Genomic DNA, 20,647 nt, shown 5'->3' on the forward strand with positions numbered 1-20,647 from the left:
CCCCGTGACCGACCAGACCGCACTCCAGTACACCGCCGACCACGAGTGGATCCTCGTCGAGGGCGACACCGTGACCGTCGGCATCACCGACCACGCCGCCGAGCAGCTCGGTGACGTCGTCTACGTCGAGCTGCCCGCCGTCGGCACCACGACGACCGCCGGCGAGCAGATCGGCGAGATCGAGTCGACCAAGAGCGTCGGCGAGCTCTTCGCGCCGATCGAGGGCGAGGTCGTCGAGGTGAACGACGCCGTCGTCGACGCCCCGGACACCGTGAACCACGACCCGTTCGGCGCCGGCTGGCTCGTCAAGCTCAAGGTGGACGGCACTTCCTTCCCCGAGGACCTCATGGACCACGACGCGTACCGGGCCTCCCTCGCATGAGCGCCGACCAGAACCTCCAGACGTCCTTCGCCGACCGCCACATCGGCACCACCGGCGCCGACCAGCGCGTGATGCTCGACGTCGTCGGGCAGCCGTCGCTCGACGCGCTCGTCCGCACGGCGATCCCCGAGGCGATCCACGCCGCTCCGGTCACGCGTTCCTCGATCCCGGCTGCGGTCGGCGAGACCGAGGCGCTCGCGGAGCTCCGGGGCAAGGCCCGCCGCAACACGGTCCGTCGCGCGATGATCGGCCTCGGGTACCACGGCACCCACACCCCCGCGGTGATCCAGCGGAACGTGCTCGAGAACCCGAGCTGGTACACGGCCTACACGCCGTACCAGCCGGAGATCTCGCAGGGCCGGCTCGAGGCGCTCATCAACTTCCAGACGATGGTGTCCGACCTGACCGGCATGGCCACCGCCGGCGCGTCGATGCTCGACGAGGGCACCGCCGTCGTCGAGGGCATGCTCCTCGCCCGCCGGGCGTCGAAGGTGAAGGGCGACGCGTTCCTCGTGGACGCCGACCTCCTCCCACAGACCCGTGCGCTCCTCGACCACCGCGCCGACGCCGTCGGCATCGCACTCCGCACGTTCGACGCGGTCGACGGCCCGTCCGACGAGCAGCTCGCGGGCGCGTTCGGCGTCGTCCTGCAGTACCCGGGTGCCTCGGGTCGCGTCGTCGACCCGTCGAGCACGATCGAGCGCGTGCACGCCGGCGGCGGCATCGCGGTCGTCGCGGCGGACCTGCTCGCCATGACGCTCCTCGCGAGCCCCGGCGACCTCGGCGCCGACGTCGCCGTGGGCACGAGCCAGCGCTTCGGCGTCCCGCTCGGCTTCGGCGGCCCGCACGCGGGGTACCTCGCCGTCCGTGCCGGCCTCGAGCGCCAGCTCCCCGGTCGTCTCGTCGGGGTGTCGTTCGACGCCGACGGCCAGATGGCCTACCGCCTGAGCCTGCAGACCCGCGAGCAGCACATCCGCCGCGAGAAGGCGACGAGCAACATCTGCACCGCGCAGGTCCTGCTCGCCGTGATGGCCTCGATGTACGCGGTCTACCACGGGCCCGAGGGCCTGCGGTTCATCGCCGACCGGGTGGCCCGGACCACCGCGGCGCTCGCCGAGGTCGCACGGACCGCCGGGCTCGACGTGGTGCACGAGCACTGGTTCGACACGCTGACGCTCCGCGCGACGGGCCGTGCCGCAGCCGTGGTCGACGCCGCGCGCGACGCCGGGTACCTCCTCCACCTGGTCGACGACGACACCGTGCAGGTGTCGGCCGACGAGACCACCACGGCGGACGACGTGACCGCCCTGGCGGGCGTGTTCGGGGCGGTGGACGTGACCGTGCCGACGACCGAGGCCGCCGTGCGCGACGCCGCCACGGGCCTCCCGGACGGCCTGCTGCGCAGCAGCGGGTACCTGACGCACCCCGTGTTCAGCGCGCACCGCAGCGAGACCCGCATGATGCGGTACCTCAAGCACCTCTCCGACAAGGACTACGCGCTCGACCGCGGCATGATCCCGCTCGGCAGCTGCACCATGAAGCTCAACGCGGCGACCGAGATGGCGGCGGTGACCTGGCCGGAGTTCGCGGACGTGCACCCGTTCGCACCCCGGTCGGACGTCGAGGGCTACCTCGACATGATCGGCGACCTCGAGACCTGGCTCGCCGAGGTCACCGGCTACGACACGGTGTCGCTGCAGCCGAACGCGGGCAGCCAGGGCGAACTCGCGGGCCTGCTCGCCATCCGCGGGTACCACCGCTCGCGCGGGGACCTCGACCGCACGGTGTGCCTCATCCCGTCGAGCGCGCACGGCACGAACGCGGCGTCCGCGGTCCTCGCCGGCATGCGGGTCGTCGTGGTCGCCTGCGACGAGAACGGCAACGTCGACCTCGGCGACCTCCGGGCCCGTGTCGCCGAGCACGCGGACACCCTCGCGGCGCTCATGGTGACCTACCCGTCCACGCACGGCGTCTACGAGCACGACATCCGCGACATCTGCGACGCCGTGCACGACGCCGGCGGTCAGGTGTACGTCGACGGCGCCAACCTCAACGCGCTCCTCGGGCACGCCCGCTTCGGCGACTTCGGCGGCGACGTCTCGCACCTCAACCTGCACAAGACGTTCTGCATCCCGCACGGCGGCGGCGGACCCGGCGTCGGACCGGTCGCGGCGAAGGCGCACCTCGCACCGTTCCTGCCGGCGCACCCGATGGCGCAGCAGGACGACCGTCGTCCGGACTCGTCCGCTGCGGCCGAGGGGCGGCTCGCGCATGCGGGCGGTCCGGTGTCCTCCGCGCCGTACGGCAGCCCGAGCATCCTGCCGATCACGTGGACGTACGTCCGCATGATGGGGCTCGAGGGGCTCACCCGTGCGACCGAAGCAGCAGTCCTCGGCGCGAACTACATCGCGGCGCGACTGCGCGACGCCTTCCCGGTCCTCTACACGGGGGAGTCGGGCCTCGTCGCCCACGAGTGCATCGTCGACCTGCGCCCGCTGCGCGAGTCGTCCGGCATCACGGTCGACGACGTCGCGAAGCGGCTCGTCGACTACGGGTTCCACGCGCCGACCATGTCGTTCCCGGTCGCTGGCACCCTCATGGTCGAGCCGACCGAGAGCGAAGACCTCGCCGAGCTCGACCGCTTCGTCGATGCGATGCTCGCGATCCGGGCCGAGGCCGCGGCCGTCGAGCGGGGGGAGTGGCCGGCGGACGACAACCCGCTCGTGCACGCTCCGCACACCGCGGCGTCCGTGATCACCGGCGAGTGGGAGCACGCCTACACGCGCGAACAGGGTGTCTACCCGCTGCCGGGCATCAGTGCGAGGAAGTACTGGCCGCCGGTGCGCCGGATCGACCAGGCGTACGGCGACCGGAACCTCGTCTGCGCCTGCCCGCCGGTCGAGGCGTTCGCGTAGCGCCGGACGCCTGTAACGTGTGCCCCGTCCGGTCCGCCGGGCGGGGCACCGTCGTCTCCGTGTGAGCGTTCACCGCTCGTTCGTCCGGGTGAACAGCGGCTTGCACAGAGTTGTGCGCTCGTGCAACAGGTTCCATGCGGTCGCAACAAATCCGCCCCGGGTCCGCGCCGCCGCGCAGATCTTGCATCCTGCCGCAACGATCGTGCAACTTGGTTTCCGATTTGTAACCGATGTCCCCAGGGTTTGGCCACGGCTGTCGCCACTGCCTACAGTGCAGGAGTCAAACGTGGCGGGCAGCACCTCTGTGCCCGGCGCGTCCCATGCACCAGGAGGAACCTTGATCAAGAAGCGCGCTGGGCTCGCAGCCCTCGCCGTGCTCGGGGCCACAGCAATCGCCCTGGCCGGCTGCTCCAGCAACGGCGGAAGCAGCAACGGCGGAGACGACTCGGGCTCGACGAACGCGTCCGGCATCGTCACCACCAACGGCAGCGAGCCCCAGAACCCGCTCATCCCCTCGAACTCCACCGAGACCGGTGGTGGCAAGATCATCACCTCGATCTTCGAGGGTCTCATCTCGTACGACGCCAAGGGCAAGTCGGTCAACGAGGTCGCGAAGAGCATCTCCACGGATGACTCGAAGACCTACGACATCAAGCTCAACACGAACTACACCTTCACCAACGGCGAGAAGGTCACGGCCGAGTCGTTCACGAAGGCGTGGAACTGGGCTTCCCAGTTCTCCAACGCCCAGGGCGCGAGCTACTTCTTCGAGAACATCCAGGGCTACAACGCCGAGAAGGACTCCGAGCTCACGGGTCTCAAGGTCGTCAGCGACGACGAGTTCACGGTCACCCTGAACTCCCCGCAGTCGGACTTCCCGCTGTCGCTCGGCTACTCGGCGTTCATGCCGCTGCCGTCCGAGTTCTACAAGGACACCAAGGCCTTCGGTGAGAACCCGATCGGCAACGGCCCGTACAAGCTCGACGGCAAGAGCGCGTGGACGCACAACCAGTCCATCAAGCTCGTCACCAACAAGGACTACGAGGGCAAGCGCAAGCCGAAGAACGGTGGTCTGACGATCACGTTCTACACCTCGCAGGACACCGCCTACGCGGACGTGCAGGGTGGCAACCTCGACGTGCTCGACGCGATCCCGGACAGCGCCTTCCAGACGTACAAGTCGGACTTCCCCGACTCGAACGTCAACCAGCCGGCCGCGATCTTCCAGGGCATCTACCTGCCCTACTACCTCGACCACTGGAAGGGTGAAGAGGGGCAGCTCCGCCGCGAGGCGATCTCGATGGCGATCAACCGCAAGCAGATCACCGAGAAGATCTTCGACGGCACGCGCACCCCGGCCAAGGACTTCACCTCCCCGGTCATCGCCGGCTGGAACGGCGACCTGAAGGGTTCGGACGTCCTCGACTACAACAAGTCGGACGCCAAGAAGCTCTGGGCCGAGGCGGACAAGATCTCGCCCTACAACGAGACGCTCACCATCTCGTACAACGCTGACGGTGGACACGAGGCGTGGGTGACCGCGGTCACGAACTCGATCTCGAGCACGCTCGGCATCAAGGCCGAGGGCAACGCGATCCCGACGTTCCAGGAAGCGCTCGACACGCAGAAGAACGACAAGCTCAAGGGCGGCAGCCGCACCGGTTGGCAGGCGGACTACCCGTCGCTGTACAACTTCCTCGGCCCGACCATGGGCAAGGGCTCGTCCAGCAACTACGCGCGCTACGACTCCGCTGAGTACAACGAGCTCCTCGCGAAGGGCCGTTCGGCCTCCTCGGTGGAAGAGGGCAACAAGATCTTCGACCAGGCCCAGGAACTGCTGTTCAAGGACCTGCCCGAGATCCCGCTCTGGTACTCCAACGTGACCGGCGTCTGGTCGGCCGACAACGTGTCGAACGTCAAGTTCGGCTGGGACTCGGTGCCGCTGTACTACGACGTCGAGGTCAAGAAGTAACACCCGGTCTCGACTGAGACCCACCGCGAGCGGGTATCCTGCTCCGCGGCCACCGGACGGGGGTCCGGGGACCACACGGTCCTCGGGCCCCCGTACCACGGCGGTCACACCTTCCCCACCACCGCGGGCGCCGCCGCCCGCACCGGACACCCGTGCCGACCCGCGGACCGTCCACCCTCACGACAATGAACCTGAACGACATGCGCGCTGCGCAGGACCGGGCGATCTGATGCTCTGGTACCTCGGCAAGCGTCTACTGCAACTCATCCCCGTCTTCTTCGGGGCCACGTTCCTCATCTACTTCATGGTCTTCTCGCTGCCCGGCGACCCGATCGCCGCGCTGTTCGGCGACCGGCAGCCGTCGCCGCAGGTGATCGAGCAGCTCCGGCAGCAGTACAACCTCGACAAGCCGTTCATCATCCAGTACCTGCTCTGGATCGGTGGGGTCTTCAAGGGCGACCTGGGCATCACCTACTCGGGCCTCCCGGTCTCGCAGCAGCTCGCGTCGGCCTTCCCGATCACGGCGCGTCTCGCGATCCTGGCGCTCGTCTTCGAGGCCGTCGCCGGCATCGTCGTCGGCGTCATCGCTGGGCTCAAGAAGGGCAAGTGGTTCGACGCCACGGCGCTCGTCGTCTCGCTGCTGCTCATCTCGGTGCCGACCTTCGTCGTCGGGTTCCTGCTGCAGTACGTCTTCGGCATCCAGCTCGGGCTGTTCCGCGTGACCGTCTCCGGTCAGGCGCCGTGGTCGGAGCTCGTGCTGCCGGCGATCGTGCTCGCATCGGTGTCGTTCGCGTACATCGTCCGCCTGACGCGCGCCAGCGTCGCCGAGAACATGAGCGCGGACTTCGTGCGGACCGCCACCGCGAAGGGCCTGCCCCGTCGTCGCGTGGTCGGGGTGCACATCTTCCGCAACTCGCTCATCCCGGTCGTCACCTACCTCGGTGTCGACATCGGCAACCTGATGGTCGGTGCGGTCGTCACCGAGGGCATCTTCAACATCAACGGTGTCGGTGGGACCGTGTTCCGCGCCGTCAAGCTCGGCGAGGGGCCGACCGTCGTGTCCTTCGTCGCCGTGATGGTCATCATCTTCATGCTCGCCAACCTCCTGGTCGACCTGCTCTACGCCGTCCTGGACCCGAGGATCCGCTATGCCAAGTAACGCTGAGCCCCGTTCCGCGACGCACTACGTCGCTCCGATCGAGGAGACACCGCTCCAGGCGGTCGACCAGGTCAACGAGGACGAGAAGACCCGCTCCATCTGGACGGACGCCTGGGACTCCATGCGCACCCGTCCGACGTTCTGGATCTCCTCCGTCCTGATCCTGCTCGTGCTGATCGTCGCGATCTTCCCGGGCCTGTTCACCCACGTGGACCCCCGCGCGTCGAACCTCGACTTCAGCGACGAGGGCCCGCGTCCGGGTCACCCGCTCGGGTACACCCGTCAGGGCTACGACGTCTACGCCCGCGTGATCTGGGGCGCGCAGAACTCGATCATCGTCGGCCTCGTGGCGACGATCCTCGTGTCGATCGTCGGCATCGTGATCGGCGCCCTCGCCGGGTTCTACGGCGGTTGGCTCGACACGATCGTGTCCCGCATCGGTGACATCTTCTTCTCGATCCCGACCATCCTCGGCGCGATCGTGATCATGTCGGTCATCCCCGCCCGCAACGCCCTGACGGTCGCCCTGGTCCTCGCCGCGTTCGCATGGCCGCAGATCGCCCGCATCATGCGCGGTGCCGTGCTCAGCGCGAAGCAGTCCGACTACGTGATGGCCTCCGCGGCGCTCGGCGTCAGCCGGTTCACCACGCTCGTGCGCCACGTCATCCCGAACGCGCTCGCGCCGGTCATCGTCGTGGCGACCGTCTCCCTCGGCTCGTTCATCGTGGCGGAGGCGACCCTGTCGTTCCTCGGCATCGGGCTGCCGCCGTCGGCACTCAGTTGGGGCCTCGACATCGGTACCGCCCAGACGTCGATCCGCACCAACCCCGCGACGATCTTCTGGCCGTCGGCCGCCCTGTCCATCACCGTCCTCGCGTTCCTGCTCCTCGGCGACGTGGTCCGCGATGCACTCGACCCGAAGGCGAGGGCCCGTCGATGACCGAGACGCTCACCGATCCCACCACCCGTCGTCCCCGGACCCCGGGCACCCCGCTGCTCGAGGTCTCCGACCTGCAGGTCGGGTTCAAGACGCAGGGCGGCTTCGTGCAGGCCGTCCGTGGGGTGAACTTCACCCTCGAGCAGGGTGAGCGACTCGCCATCGTGGGCGAGTCCGGTTCGGGCAAGTCGACCAGCGCGCAGGCGATCATCAAGCTGCTCGCCGGCACCGGCGAGGTCACCGGCGGGTCGATCAAGTTCAACGGGCGCGAGCTCGTCGGCCTCAGCGACAAGGACATGTCGGAGATCCGCGGGAAGGAGATCGGCTACGTCCCGCAGGACCCGATGTCGAACCTCAACCCGCTGTGGTCCATCGGCTTCCAGGTCGAAGAGGCGATCAAGGCCAACGGCATGGCCACCGGCAAGCACGCGATCCGCGCCCGCGCGATCGAGGTGCTGCAGGAGGCCGGCCTCGGCGACGCCGCCAACCGCCTCAAGCAGTTCCCGCACGAGTTCTCCGGCGGCATGCGCCAGCGCGTGCTCATCGGCATCGGCCTGTCCAGCCGTCCGCAGCTCCTCATCGCGGACGAGCCGACGAGTGCGCTCGACGTCACCGTGCAGCGCGTCATCCTCGACCACCTCGAGACCCTGACGCGCGACTTCGGCACCTCGGTGCTGTTCATCACGCACGACCTCGGGCTCGCCGCCGAGCGTGCCGAGAAGCTCGTCGTGATGTACAAGGGCCAGGTCGTCGAATCGGGTCCGTCGAAGGAGATCCTCGCCAACCCGCAGCACCCGTACACACAGCGCCTCGTCGCGGCGGCGCCCTCGCTCGCGAGCCGTCGCATCCAGTCGAAGGTGCAGCACCAGCGGGTCGACATCGCCGACGTCGGCAGCGAGGACGACGAGCTGATCGCCCGTGCTCACGAGCGCGAGCAGCACCCGTCCAAGGACCTCATCGTGGTGAAGAACCTCGGCAAGGTCTACAAGCTGCGCGGCAAGAACCTCGCCACCCGCGAGCTCAAGGCCGTCGACGACGTGTCGTTCTCGATCCCGAAGGGCACCACCACGGCGCTCGTCGGTGAGTCCGGTTCGGGCAAGTCGACCGTCGCGAAGCTCGTCCTGCAGCTCGAGGACATCACGAGCGGCACCGTGCAGTTCGACGGCATCGACATCGGCGCGCTGAAGGGCAAGGAGCTCTTCGACTTCCGCCGCCGCGTGCAGCCGGTGTTCCAGGACCCGTACGGCTCCCTGGACCCGATGTACAACGTCGGGAACACGATCGCCGAGCCGCTCGCGACGCACAAGGTGGGTGACAAGGCGTCCCGCCGTGCCCGCGTGCTCGAGCTGCTCGACCAGGTCGCCCTGCCGAAGTCGATGGTGAACCGCTACCCGAACGAGCTCTCGGGCGGGCAGCGGCAGCGCATCGCCGTCGCCCGCGCGCTGGCGCTCAAGCCGGAGGTCATCGTCCTCGACGAGGCCGTCTCCGCGCTCGACGTCCTCGTGCAGGGGCAGATCCTCGACCTGCTCACCGAGCTCCAGTCGGAACTCGACCTGACCTACCTCTTCATCACGCACGACCTCGCCGTGGTCCGCCTCGTCGCGGACAACGTGTGTGTCATGCGCAAGGGGCAGATCGTCGAGAAGGCGACGACCGACGAGGTCTTCGCCGACCCGAAGGAGCAGTACACGAAGGACCTGCTCGCCGCGATCCCGGGCGCCGGGTTCGAGTTCGGACGCTGATCCTGGGTTCCCCCGAAGCCGGACGTCCCGTCGTCCTCCGCGCTGGTCGCGGAGGAGCGGTGGCGTCCGGCTTCGTCGTGCTCCTGGGGGCGTTCCTCCTCGTGGACGCCGCGCTGCGGGGGAGCTGGGACGTCGTCCTCCGCATCCTCGGCCCGACCGCCGCCCTGGCCTGGGTGCTCTGGGTGCTCACGGCCCGCCCGCACCTCCGGGTCGACGACGACGCGCTGACCGTCGTCAACCCCCTGCGGATCACACGGCTGCCCTGGAACGCGATCACCGACGTCCGGCAGCGATGGCAGATCGAGGTCGACTCCGTCGACGGCCGCACCCTCCGCTGCGTCGGCGGTCCCGGACCACGGTCGGCGGGCCTGTCCGTCGTGACGGACCGGTGGACCCGGTGGCGGTCCGTGCCCGGCGGCGCACCGACGTCCGGGTGGGACCGCCCGGCCGTCGTCACGGGGATCGTGGCGCTGGTGCTCGTGGTGGTCGCGCTCCTCGCCTGACCGGGTGCGGGCTCGGTCCCGCCCTGGAGGCGCGGCTCGCCTCCGCCCCGCCCGTCACCTCGCGCGCTCCTCACCTCCAGCCCGCGCCCCCGCGAGCGGGCTGTGTCTGCGCGTCCTGATGCGCGGGCCCTGCCGTTTCCGCCCGCTCGCGCACCGCAGCCCCGAGCGGGCGTGATCTGCCGCTGGCGTTGCGCGAGCGTGACGGCTTCCGCCCGCTCGTGTGCGGCAGCTTCGAGCGGGCGGATCCTGCCTCCGGCTTCCGCGTGCGAGGCCGATTCCGCCCGCTCGCGCAAGGGAGCCTCCAGCGGGTGAGATCTGCCGCCGGAGTTCCGCGAGCGTGACGTATTTCGCCCGCTCGCGCGGCGGAGCCCCGAGCGGGCGAATTCGGAGGACATGGCCGACGTGGCCTTGCCGATTCCGTCCGCTCGCGCACGGGGGACCGAGCGGGCGGAATGCGCCGTCGGCAGTCGGCGAACGTGACGGATTTCGCCCGCTCGCGCGCGGACGCGCCGAACCTTCGACGCCGGCCGGCCCCCGGAGCGCTGACCGCTCGGGTCAGAGCTGCGCGGCGGCCATCGTGGCGAGCAGCCCCAGCACGATGAGCGCGACGACCGTCCACCCCTGCGCCCGGTGCACCACGAGCGCGGGGATCACCGTGGCGGGCGGGGGCCCGTCCACGGCGACCGGAGCGGGGACGTGGGCGCGCATCGCGTCGGCCGCAGCCGGCACGGTCAGGGGAGTCGCGCCTCCAGGCCGGCCGGAGCCGAGCACCGCGAGCCGCGCGGTCGGACGCGTCGCCAACCACGTCCGGCGGACGCCCTCGCTCGAGACGACCTCGATGCCGTACTTGGTGCGGACCTCCTGCACGCGCCGCCAGGCGTAGGTGGTCCGCCGCCGGACGTCGACGATGGTGAGCGTGTCCTCGGTGAGCTCGAACCGCGGGCGCCACAGGACCGCCCAGGCGAGCAGTGCGATGAAGGCGCTCGGCACCGGGGCGAGCCACGGGGAGTCGCCGGTCACGAGCGCGAGGGGGACGAGCGCCACGGCGGCGACCCAGAGGACGATCGCGAGGCTGCGCATCCCGGGCGCGACGATGGTGGTCACTGCGTCGGTGGGCACTGCGTCATCGTAGGGGAGCGTGTTCCGAGAGTGCCTCCCCGGGGACGCCCGGGGAGCGGGTGTGACACACCGGCGCGAATCCCTGGACGACCCGATTCCCCGGGGAGGCGAGTCCGTGATGGACCTCTCGTTGCAGACAATCGTCCCTACCCCCCGATCGGGTGTCAATACCTCATCGGTATTCGTCCAGCAGATCGACACGCCGTTCAGGCCCAGCTGCGCGGGTCGGCCGACCGGCCGTGGTCCTGGTGCGTCAGACGAGCTGTTCGACCTGGTCGCGGATGACCTCGCCCTTCGGGAACCGCAGCCCGACGAGTCCGACGTGCCGCCAGCGGACCACGCCGTCCGGCCCGATGACGAACACGGAGCGGCGGAGCCCGATGCCCGGTGCGTTGACGCCGTAGTCGCGGATGGCGCTGCCGGCGGTGTCGCTGAGCAGGGGGAAGGTGAGCGACGAGCCGCGGGCGAAGGCTTCGTGGGAGTCGAGGGCCTGCGGGCTGACGCCCCACACGACCGCGCCGAGGTCGTCGAAGTCGTCCAGTTCCTCCTGGTAGCTGCACAGTTGCGCGGTGCAGACCGGGGTGGCGTCCCCGGGGTAGAAGGCGAGGACGACGGTCCGACCGATCTCGGCGGACAGGGCGTACTCGCCGTCGACGCGGGCGCCGTCGCGGACGATCATGCCGGGCAGGGTGAAGTCCGGTGCGGGGTCGCCCACGGCGGGGATGCTCATGCGCTCACCGTAGGAGCCGGAGGTGGCTGCGGCGTCCCGACGCGCTGTGCGTTCACCGGGACCTCGGCCTGGGCGGCGTCCGGCGGACCGCGCCGCGCACGCCGACGAGCGCCAGGCGTACGGTCCCGGACGCGAACGGGCCCGGACGCGCGTGGACCCGGACGCGAACGGGCCCGGACGCACGTGGCGTCCGGGCCCGTCCCCGCGGTGACCGCTCTTACTTGGTGAACCCGACCTTGGTCCAGTCGATGTTCTGCGCACCCGCGAAGGCGCCGTAGTTGGCGAGCTTCGGGTTCTGCGCGACGAGCGCCGGCTTCGCGGTGATCGGCATGGAGTGTCCGATCGCCCAGACCTGCTTGTCGAGCTTGTTCCAGATGGCGTTCGCCTTGTCGGTGTCCGGCTCGGCGATGGCCTGCTTCACGAGCTTGTCGATCGCGTCGCTGCTGATGCGGCCGTAGTTCTGGCCGGTGTCACCGGTGGTGTAGATCGACGCGCCGCCCGAGTGGAACCCGGTGCCGCCCCAGACGAAGATCGTCATGTCGTAGTTGCCGGGCGTGACGTACTGCTCGAAGAAGTCGTCGACCGCGACCGACTTGAGCTTCAGCTCGATCCCGACCTCCTTGAGCTGCTGCTGCATGACCTCGGAGAGCTTCTGCGACACGGTGGCGCCGGACGGGATCGTGATGGACAGCGAGAGCGTCTTGCCGTCCTTCTTCCGGTACGTGCCGTCGGTCTTCCAACCGTCGTCGTCGAGGATCTTCTTCGCCTTCTCGACGTCGAAGGTGGCGTTCGGGTCGATGTTCGACTTGTAGCCGTCGTCGGTCGACAGGAAGACGTGGTTGTCGAGCGTCCCGAGCTTGTAGGGCAGGGTGCCGCCGATGACCTGCGCGAGCGCCTCACGGTTCACCGAGTGCTGGATCGCCAGTCGGAGTTCCTTGTCCTTCAGGATGCCCTTGGACGAGAAGTCGACGTGTGTGTACTGCGCCGAGGTGGAGGCGTAGATCTTCGAGTTCTTGGCGTCCTTGACGCGGTCGTACCGCTCGGACGTCGTGGTGAGGACCGAGTCGATCTCCTTGTTCAGGTACGCGTCAACGTCGGCGTTCCCGTCGAGCGCGCGGAAGATCACCTGGTCGAGCTTCGGCTTGTCACCCCACCAGTTGTCGTCCGGCACGATCGTGACGGTCTGGGCGGTCTCGTCGAGCTTCGACACCTTGTACGGGCCGGAGGAGACGGGGACCTTGCCCTTGTAGTTCTCGTTGAAGGCCTGCGGCGTACCGGTCTGGCTGGCCGGGTACAGCGGGCTGAAGAGCGACTTCCAGTCCGAGAACGGCTTCGAGAAGACGACCTTGACGTCCTTGTCGGACGCGCCCTTGGTCACCGACGCGATGTCCTCGTAGCCTGTGGTCGAGCCGACGAGGTACTCCTTGTTCGACCCGTTGTCGGCCTTCCACTGGTTCTCGAAGTCCTTCCACGTGATGGGCGACCCGTCGTTCCACTTCGCCTTCGAGTTGATCGTGTACTCGATCGTCAGCGGGTCGTCGCTCGTGGCCTCGGCCTTCGTGACGTAGTCCGTGTCGAGCTCCGGGGCGCCCTTGCCGTCGATCGTGTAGATGAACGGCGTCGTCGCCTGTTCGATCGTCGAGGCGTCGACGAGCGCACCGTCGACCTGGTTGTAGTTCCACTGCGTGATCCACTGGGAGATCGGCAGACGGAGCGTGCCGCCGTCCTGCAGGTCCGAGACGGGCTTCTCGTTGATCTGCGCAGCGGTGGGCAGGGTCTTCTTGCCCGAGTCGCTGGAGCTGCCGCCGGATCCGCCGCTGGATCCGCTCGAGCAGCCGGTGGCGACGAGGGCGAGGCCGGCGAGCGTCGCCGTCAACGCCAGGAGGTTCCTGTGCTTCATGTTCTTCCCCTCGTGAAGTTGGTGATCACCATATGTCCCTCGGGGTGGGGCAGTCGACGCGTTCTGTTGCGCATGCCAATTCGTTACGCGAACGCGCGGTCCATGTGATCTGTCGGAAACAATCGGGGTCGTATGGTGTTCCGCATGACCCGCTTCCTGGCGCGTCGACTCGCGTACTACGTCGTGCTCGTGTTCCTCGCCACCTCGCTGACGTACTTCCTGGCCTCGGCGACGTTCAGCCCCCGTTCCGTGTACGCCGAGCGCAACCCGGCCCCGCCAGCAGCGACCATCGACCGGAAGCTCGACGACATCGGGGTGAACGACAAGACCCCGATCGTGGTCCGGTACGGGCACTGGCTCGGTGACGTCGTGCAGGGCGACATGGGCCAGACGATCCAGGACCGCCCGGTCACCGACCAGTTCTGGCCGCGCCTGGGGGTGAGCCTGCGGCTGCTCCTGGTCGGGACGATCATCGGCATCCTGCTCGGGGTGCTCCTCGGCGTCTGGAACGCGATCCGGCAGTACCGGATCTCGGACCGGGTGAGCGCGATCATCTCGATCGTCCTCATCTCGACGCCGGTGTTCCTGACCGCGGTGTTCCTGAAGATCGGGGCGACGAAGCTCAACCAGGACACCGGGACGCAGCTCATCAACTTCACCGGCGAGGCCACGCCGGGGCTCACCGGCAGCTGGCTCGACCTGTTCCTCGACCGCGGTGTGCACCTGCTCCTGCCGACGATCTCGATCGCCCTCGGCCTGATCGCGATCTACAGCCGATACCAGCGGGCGACCATGCTCGACGTGCTCGGGTCGGACTTCCTGCGGACCGCCCGGGCGAAGGGGCTCACTCGGCGCCAGGCGACGTTCAAGCACGGCCTCCGCACGGCGTTGCTGCCGATGACGACGCTCTTCGCGTACGGCTTCCTCGGCATCCTCACCGGCGCGATCTTCACGGAGAAGATCTTCGGGTGGAACGGCCTGGGGGCGTGGTTCATCGACTCGGTCAACAACAACGACGTCAACGCGGTGACCGCCTACTCGCTGTTCGCGTCCGTGATGGTGCTCATCGCCGGGTTCCTCGCGGACACCCTCACCGCCGTCCTCGACCCGCGCGTGCGGAGGAGCTGACATGACCGACACCCGGATCGAGCCCGTCGACGGCACCACGGTGGCCCGCGCCGACACTCCGCTGCCCGGCAGTGCGAAGCCCGGCGGGAAGCAGCGCAACCGCTTCCTGCAGACCGTGGTCCGCACGTTCATGAACCGGGGCGCCGGGGTCGGGCTCGTGCTGATCCTCGTGCTCTTCGCGTTCGCCTTCATCGGGCCGCTCGTCAGCCCGTACAGCTACTCCGCGATCGACTACACCGCGTTCACGCAGCCGCCGAGCGCCGCACACTGGTTCGGCACCAACGGCATCGGGCAGGACGTCTTCGCGCAGACCGCGCGCGGCATGCAGAAGAGCCTGCTCATCGGACTGCTCGTGGCGGTCTTCTCGACGGCGATCGCGGCGTTGACCGGCGCGGCCGCAGGGTACTTCGGCGGGTGGACCGACCGCATCGTGATGTTCTTCGTCGACATGCTGCTCGTGCTGCCGTCGTTCCTCATCATCGCGATCATCAGCCCCCGCATCCAGGACTCCGGCTGGATCGTCCTCGTCGCCCTCATCGCGGGCTTCGGCTGGATGATCACCGCGCGGGTCGTCCGCTCGATGACCCTCTCGGTCAAGGAGCGCGAGTTCGTCCGCGCCGCGCGCTACATGGGCATCGGGCCGTTCCGGATCATCCTCCGGCACATCCTGCCCAACGTGGCGTCGTTCCTGATCATCGACGGCACGATCCAGGTCGGTGCCGCGGTGCTGTCCGAGACGAGCCTGAGCTACTTCGGGTTCGGCGTGCAGCCGCCGGACGTCTCGCTCGGCACGCTCATCGCGCAGAACCAGGACGCGGCGCTCACCAGCCCCTGGCTGTTCTACTTCGCCGCCGGCGCGCTCGTGGTGTTCGCGATCGCGGCGAACCTGCTCGGTGACGGGCTGCGGGACGCCCTCGACCCGACGTCGTCGACCGGCAAGAAGCAGAAGCGCGTCGGTCGCAAGCGCGACCAGAACCAGGCCGCGGTCGACGCGGCGACGATCACCACCCAGGCGGGGGCCGGCGCATGAGCACCGAACGCAGCATCAGCACCGACCGCACCGCCGGGGACGTCGTCACCGACGCGCCGGTCCTGCGGGTCCGCGACCTCGACGTGCGGTTCCCGACCCCGCGCGGCGTCGTGCACGCCGTCCGTGGTGTCGACCTCGAGCTCCGTCGCGGCGAGGTCCTCGGCATCGTCGGCGAGTCCGGTTCGGGCAAGTCGGTCACGAGCATGGCGATCCTCGGCCTGCTGCCGGAGACGACGAAGGTGACCGGCTCGATCGAGCTCGAGGGCGAGGAGCTCCTCGGCCGCAGCGACAAGCAGATGAGCAGGCTCCGTGGCGCGAAGGTGGCGATGGTCTTCCAGGACCCGCTGTCCGCCTTCACGCCCGTGTACACGATCGGCGAGCAGATCGCCGAGACCGTCCGAGTGCACCGCGGGGCCTCGAAGCAGGAGGCGCGGACCCGCGCGGTCGAGCTGCTCAAGCTCGTCGGCATCCCGCAGGCCGAGCAGCGCGTCGACGCCTTCCCGCACGAGTTCTCCGGCGGCATGCGGCAGCGCGCCATGATCGCGATGGCGATGGCGAACGACCCGGACGTGATCCTCGCGGACGAGCCGACGACCGCCCTCGACGTCACGATCCAGGCCCAGATCATCGACGTGCTCCGCACCGCGCAGCGCGAGACCGGCGCGGCCCTGGTGTTCGTCAGCCACGACCTCGGGGTCATCGCCGGCATCGCCGACCGCATCGCCGTGATGTACGCCGGCCGGATCGTCGAGACCGCGAGCGCGGAGGAGCTGTTCGCCCGTCCGCGGATGCCGTACACGATCGGCCTCATCGGCGCGCTGCCCCGGCTCGACGAGTCGAGCGGCGAGCCCCTCGTGCCGATCCCGGGGTCGCCGCCGTCGCTCATCGCCCTGCCGGACGCGTGCCCGTTCGCGGATCGCTGCCCGCTCGCAGCCGCCGTGTGCCGCGGGTCGGAGCCGCCGCTCGCCGCCGTGGACGTCGCCGCAGGCGTGCCCGGCGAGGAGCCGGTCGACGCCGCGGTCCCGCATGCCGTCGCCTGCCACCGCTACGAGGAGGTCGCGAAGGCCCACGCAGACGCCGGCGCGATCTTCCGGCTGCCCGAGATCCCGGCGGGCGCGCCCGCCGCCGAGGCACCCACCGCGCGCGCCGGCCGCGAGTCGGTCGTGCAGGTCGAGGGCCTGACGAAGACGTTCCCCCTGGTCAAGGGCGCGGTGTTCAAGCGCAAGGTCGGCGAGGTCTACGCCGTGGACGGGGTCGACCTCGACATCCGCACGGGCGAGACCCTCGGCCTGGTCGGGGAGTCGGGCTCGGGCAAGTCGACGACGCTGCACCAGCTCATGGACCTCGAGCGGCCCGAGCACGGCACGGTCGAGCTCTTCGGGCAGCCGGTGACCGCCTCGAAGCAGCTCCGGCAGCGCATCTCGATGGTGTTCCAGGACCCCGCCGCGAGCCTCGACCCGCGCATGTCGGTCTACGACGTCGTCGCGGAGCCGCTGCGGGCGATCGGTGCATCGTCCGACCGCATCGCCGAACGCGTGCCGGAACTGCTCGGCCTGGTCGGGCTGCGCGCCGCCGAGGCCGACCGCTACCCCCACGAGTTCTCGGGCGGGCAGCGGCAGCGCATCTCGATCGCCCGGGCACTCGCGACCGAGCCGGAGCTGATCGTGCTCGACGAGCCGGTCTCCGCGCTCGACGTGTCGATCCAGGCCGGCGTGCTCAACCTGCTCGCCGAGCTCAAGGCCCGTCTCGGGTTGGCGTACCTGTTCGTGTCGCACGACCTGTCGGTGATCCGGCACGTCGCCGACCGGGTGAGCGTGATGTACCTCGGCCGGACGGTCGAGGAAGGCGCCGTCGACGAGGTCTTCGAACGACCGATGCACCCCTACACGGCGGCGCTCATGTCGGCCGTCCCGGTGCCCGACCCGGTGATCGAACGCTCGCGTCGGACCATCCTCCTGCCGGGGGACCCGCCCAGCCCGACCGAGCGGCCCACCGGGTGCCGGTTCCGCTCGCGCTGCCCGCTCTACGCGATGCTGCCGGAGGCGCAGCAGGCGCGGTGCCGCGACGAGGTGCCGGAGAAGGCGCCGCGCCGCGGCGGCGAGGACGTCGACCACCGGGCGGCGTGCCACTGGCCGGAGCAGGTGCCGCAGCTGGTCGCCTGAGACGCGACCCCCTGACGGACGGGAGGCGCGGTGCCAGCTGGCACCGCGCCTCCCGTCCGTCTCCGGGTCACGCCCAGGGCCCGGCTCCGCTCACCGGAACAGCGCCGGGAACGCGTGCGCCACCCAGGGGTAGCCGACGAAGACGACGGCGTCGAGCAGGCAGTGCGTGATGACCAGGGGGAGCAACCGCCCCCACCGCGTGTAGATCCACCCGAACACGACGCCCATCACCGCGTTCCCGACGAACGCGCCGAAGCCCTGGTACAGGTGGTAGCTCCCGCGCAGCACCGCGGTGGAGAGGATGATCTGCCACCGCCCCCACCCGAGCCGCCCGAGGCGCTCGTACAGGTAGCCGATGACGATGACCTCCTCCTGCAACCCGGACCGGACGGCCGAGAGCAGCAGGACGGGGATCGTCCACCAGTACGAGTCGAGGGCCGCCGGGTCCACGTTCACGGTGAACCCGAGCGCCCGGCCGGTGAAGTAGAGCGCGAGCCCGGGGATGCCGATGCCGAGCGCGATGAGGGCCGCACCGCCGAGGTCCGGCCGGACGCGGAACCGGTCGATGCCGAGCCGCTGCAGGTGCGGGCGTCGGGCGCTCCAGAGGAGGAAGCAGACCAGCGCGACCGGGGCGAGGTCGACCGCGATCCCGACGAGCTGTCGCGCGAGGTCGACGTACTGCACGGTCGTGGTGGAGGTGTTGAGCGCGGTCGACTGCTCGCCGAGCGGGGTCGTCTGGGACAGGTCGTCGATGATCTGGAGGACCGAGTACAGCGCGCTGCCGCCGAGCGAGAGCAGCAGGACGATCGTGATCTCGACCCACGTTCGCCGACGGCTCATGCGCTGTACTCCTCAGGGTTGCGAACTACCGGTAGACTGGCGTGTCGGGCGTTCTGCCCGCGGGTGCCATGTGTCCACGACGACCGGCCGCCCGATCTTCTCCGAACACTTGAAGGATGTCCTGTATGGCGCTCGCCACCCGGTCCGACCTGCGCAACGTCGCCATCGTGGCACACGTCGACCACGGCAAGACCACCCTCGTCGATGCGATGCTCACGCAGACCAACTCGTTCGACGCCCACTTCGAGGGCGAAGACCGCATGATGGACTCGAACGACCTCGAGCGCGAGAAGGGCATCACCATCCTCGCGAAGAACACCTCGGTGCTCTACAACGGGAAGCACGCCGAGGAGTTCAACCCGGGCGGTCGCATCACGATCAACGTGATCGACACCCCCGGCCACGCCGACTTCGGTGGTGAGGTCGAGCGCGGCCTCTCCATGGTCGACGGCGTGGTCCTGCTCGTCGACGCGTCCGAGGGCCCGCTGCCCCAGACCCGCTTCGTGCTCCGCAAGGCGCTCGCTGCCAAGCTCCCGGTGATCCTGCTCGTCAACAAGACGGACCGCCCGGACTCCCGCATCGACGAGGTCGTCTCCGAGTCGCAGGACCTGCTCCTCGGCCTGGCCTCCGACCTGTCGGACGAGGTCGACGACCTCGACCTCGACGCGATCCTCGACGTCCCGGTGGTCTACGCCTCGGGCCGCGCCGGTGCCGCGAGCCGCAACAAGCCCGAGGACGGCACGCTGCCGGACAACGACGACCTCGAGCCGCTGTTCGAGGCCATCCTGCAGCACGTCCCCGCGCCGAAGTACGACGACGAGCACCCGCTGCAGGCGCACGTCACGAACCTCGACGCCTCGCCGTTCCTCGGCCGCCTCGCGCTGCTCCGCATCTTCCACGGCACCATGAAGAAGGGCCAGACCGTGGCCTGGGTGAAGCACGACGGCAGCGTCGTGAACGCCCGCATCACGGAGCTCCTCATCACGAAGGCGCTCGACCGCTACCCGGCGGAGTCTGCGGGCCCGGGCGACATCGTCGCCGTCGCCGGCTTCGACACGATCACCATCGGTGAGACGCTGTCCGACCCCGAGGACGTCCGGCCGCTGCCGACCATCACGGTCGACGCCCCGGCGATCTCGATGACCATCGGCACGAACACCTCGCCGCTCGTCGGCAAGGTCAAGGGTCACAAGCTGACCGCCCGCATGGTCAAGGAGCGCCTCGACCGCGAGCTCATCGGCAACGTCTCGCTCAAGGTCGAGGACATCGGGCGTCCGGACGCCTGGGAGGTCCAGGGCCGTGGCGAGCTCGCGCTCGCCATCCTGGTCGAGCAGATGCGTCGCGAGGGCTTCGAGCTCACCGTCGGCAAGCCGCAGGTCGTCACCCGGCGTGACGAGAACGGCAAGCTGCAGGAGCCGTACGAGCACATGACGATCGACACGCCGGAGGAGCACCTCGGCGCGATCACGCAGCTTATGGCCGCGCGCAAGGGTCGCATGGAGAACATGACGAACCACGGCACCGGCTGGATCCGCATGGAGTTCATCGTGCCGTCGCGTGGCCTGATCGGCTTCCGCACGTCCTTCCTGACGGAGACCCGCGGCACCGGCATCGCGAACGCGATCTTCCACGGCTACGACGAGTGGGCCGGCCCGATCCAGACCCGCATCAACGGCTCGATCGTCTCCGACCGTTCGGGTGTCGTGACGCCGTTCGCCATCACGAACCTCCAGGAGCGCATGTCGTTCTTCGTGAACCCGACCGAAGAGGTCTACGAGGGCATGGTCATCGGCGAGAACTCGCGCGCCGACGACATGGACGTCAACATCACGAAGGAGAAGAAGCTCACGAACATGCGTTCGGCGAACGCCGACTCCTTCGAGTCGATGACGCCGTCGCGCCAGCTCTCCCTCGAGGAGTGCCTGGAGTTCGCGCGTGAGGACGAGTGCGTCGAGGTCACCCCCGACGCCGTCCGCATCCGCAAGGTCGAGCTCGACGCGCAGGCACGCCAGCGCTCCTACGCCCGCCTGAAGCGCCAGGACGCGTAACCCGGGACAGCCTGGAGGCACGCCCTCCGTCCGACGGCCCGGTCACCTCGTCGAGGTGGCCGGGCCGTCGGCGACTGTGC

The 20,647-nt window shown here is 69.3% G+C and carries 15 protein-coding genes; 11 read left to right on the forward strand and 4 right to left on the reverse strand.

Going from position 1 to position 20,647, the window contains the following annotated elements:
* Positions 1–4: 4 nt before the first annotated feature.
* The 7 genes from gcvH to ACY3FI_RS04130 all read left to right on the forward strand — a co-directional run bounded on the left by gcvH (position 5) and on the right by ACY3FI_RS04130 (position 9,610).
* Complete coding sequence (gene gcvH / locus ACY3FI_RS04100; protein WP_462549478.1) at positions 5–382, forward strand: glycine cleavage system protein GcvH; 378 nt, start codon at positions 5–7, stop codon at positions 380–382.
* The gene (gene gcvP / locus ACY3FI_RS04105; RefSeq protein ID WP_462549479.1) at positions 379–3,297 is read left to right on the forward strand and encodes an aminomethyl-transferring glycine dehydrogenase; all 2,919 of its coding nucleotides are present in this window, start codon (positions 379–381) and stop codon (positions 3,295–3,297) included. Before gcvH ends, gcvP begins: the two co-directional genes overlap by 4 nt.
* A gap of 337 nt (positions 3,298–3,634) precedes the next feature.
* Entirely contained in the window at positions 3,635–5,269 is a 1,635-nt protein-coding gene (locus ACY3FI_RS04110; RefSeq protein WP_462549480.1) for a peptide ABC transporter substrate-binding protein, read from the forward strand.
* Positions 5,270–5,498: 229 nt separating this feature from the next.
* Positions 5,499–6,428, forward strand: coding sequence for an ABC transporter permease (locus ACY3FI_RS04115; RefSeq protein ID WP_462549481.1), 930 nt, complete (start codon positions 5,499–5,501; stop codon positions 6,426–6,428).
* Positions 6,418–7,368 (forward strand): ABC transporter permease, encoded by a 951-nt coding sequence (locus tag ACY3FI_RS04120; protein ID WP_462549482.1) that lies wholly within the window; start codon positions 6,418–6,420, stop codon positions 7,366–7,368. The genes ACY3FI_RS04115 and ACY3FI_RS04120 overlap by 11 nt, the downstream gene beginning before the upstream one ends.
* Positions 7,365–9,107 (forward strand): dipeptide ABC transporter ATP-binding protein, encoded by a 1,743-nt coding sequence (locus tag ACY3FI_RS04125; protein ID WP_462549483.1) that lies wholly within the window; start codon positions 7,365–7,367, stop codon positions 9,105–9,107. Before ACY3FI_RS04120 ends, ACY3FI_RS04125 begins: the two co-directional genes overlap by 4 nt.
* Before the next feature lie 59 nt (positions 9,108–9,166).
* Complete coding sequence (locus ACY3FI_RS04130) at positions 9,167–9,610, forward strand: PH domain-containing protein (protein ID WP_462549484.1); 444 nt, start codon at positions 9,167–9,169, stop codon at positions 9,608–9,610.
* 555 nt (positions 9,611–10,165) lie between these two features.
* Here the strand turns inward: ACY3FI_RS04130 and ACY3FI_RS04135 are convergent.
* From ACY3FI_RS04135 to ACY3FI_RS04145, 3 genes are all read right to left on the reverse strand, one after another.
* Positions 10,166–10,729: a hypothetical protein gene (locus ACY3FI_RS04135; protein WP_462549485.1), complete on the reverse strand. Its 564-nt coding sequence runs from the start codon at positions 10,727–10,729 to the stop codon at positions 10,166–10,168.
* Positions 10,730–10,982: 253 nt separating this feature from the next.
* Positions 10,983–11,459 carry a peroxiredoxin gene (locus ACY3FI_RS04140; RefSeq protein WP_462549486.1) on the reverse strand — a complete coding sequence of 159 codons (477 nt, stop codon included), beginning with the start codon at positions 11,457–11,459 and terminating at the stop codon, positions 10,983–10,985.
* A gap of 217 nt (positions 11,460–11,676) precedes the next feature.
* Positions 11,677–13,359, reverse strand: coding sequence for an ABC transporter family substrate-binding protein (locus ACY3FI_RS04145; RefSeq protein ID WP_462549488.1), 1,683 nt, complete (start codon positions 13,357–13,359; stop codon positions 11,677–11,679).
* A 144-nt stretch (positions 13,360–13,503) separates the two neighbouring features.
* On the opposite strand from ACY3FI_RS04145, the gene ACY3FI_RS04150 reads away from it, so the two are divergent.
* From ACY3FI_RS04150 to ACY3FI_RS04160, 3 genes are read left to right on the forward strand one after another with little or no spacing between them, the layout of a single operon-like run.
* Positions 13,504–14,487, forward strand: a complete 984-nt coding sequence (locus tag ACY3FI_RS04150; RefSeq protein WP_462549489.1) for an ABC transporter permease — start codon at positions 13,504–13,506, stop codon at positions 14,485–14,487.
* A gap of 1 nt (position 14,488) precedes the next feature.
* Positions 14,489–15,517 (forward strand): ABC transporter permease, encoded by a 1,029-nt coding sequence (locus ACY3FI_RS04155; RefSeq protein WP_462549490.1) that lies wholly within the window; start codon positions 14,489–14,491, stop codon positions 15,515–15,517.
* Complete coding sequence (locus ACY3FI_RS04160; RefSeq protein ID WP_462549491.1) at positions 15,514–17,679, forward strand: dipeptide ABC transporter ATP-binding protein; 2,166 nt, start codon at positions 15,514–15,516, stop codon at positions 17,677–17,679. The genes ACY3FI_RS04155 and ACY3FI_RS04160 overlap by 4 nt, the downstream gene beginning before the upstream one ends.
* A 90-nt stretch (positions 17,680–17,769) precedes the next feature.
* Here ACY3FI_RS04160 and ACY3FI_RS04165 read toward each other — a convergent pair whose 3' ends face one another.
* The gene (locus ACY3FI_RS04165) at positions 17,770–18,519 is read right to left on the reverse strand and encodes a CPBP family intramembrane glutamic endopeptidase (protein WP_462549492.1); all 750 of its coding nucleotides are present in this window, start codon (positions 18,517–18,519) and stop codon (positions 17,770–17,772) included.
* A gap of 125 nt (positions 18,520–18,644) precedes the next feature.
* On the opposite strand from ACY3FI_RS04165, the gene typA reads away from it, so the two are divergent.
* Positions 18,645–20,567, forward strand: a complete 1,923-nt coding sequence (gene typA, locus ACY3FI_RS04170) for a translational GTPase TypA (RefSeq protein ID WP_462549493.1) — start codon at positions 18,645–18,647, stop codon at positions 20,565–20,567.
* Positions 20,568–20,647: the final 80 nt, after the last annotated feature.

This window comes from Curtobacterium sp. RM9 (assembly GCF_054956955.1).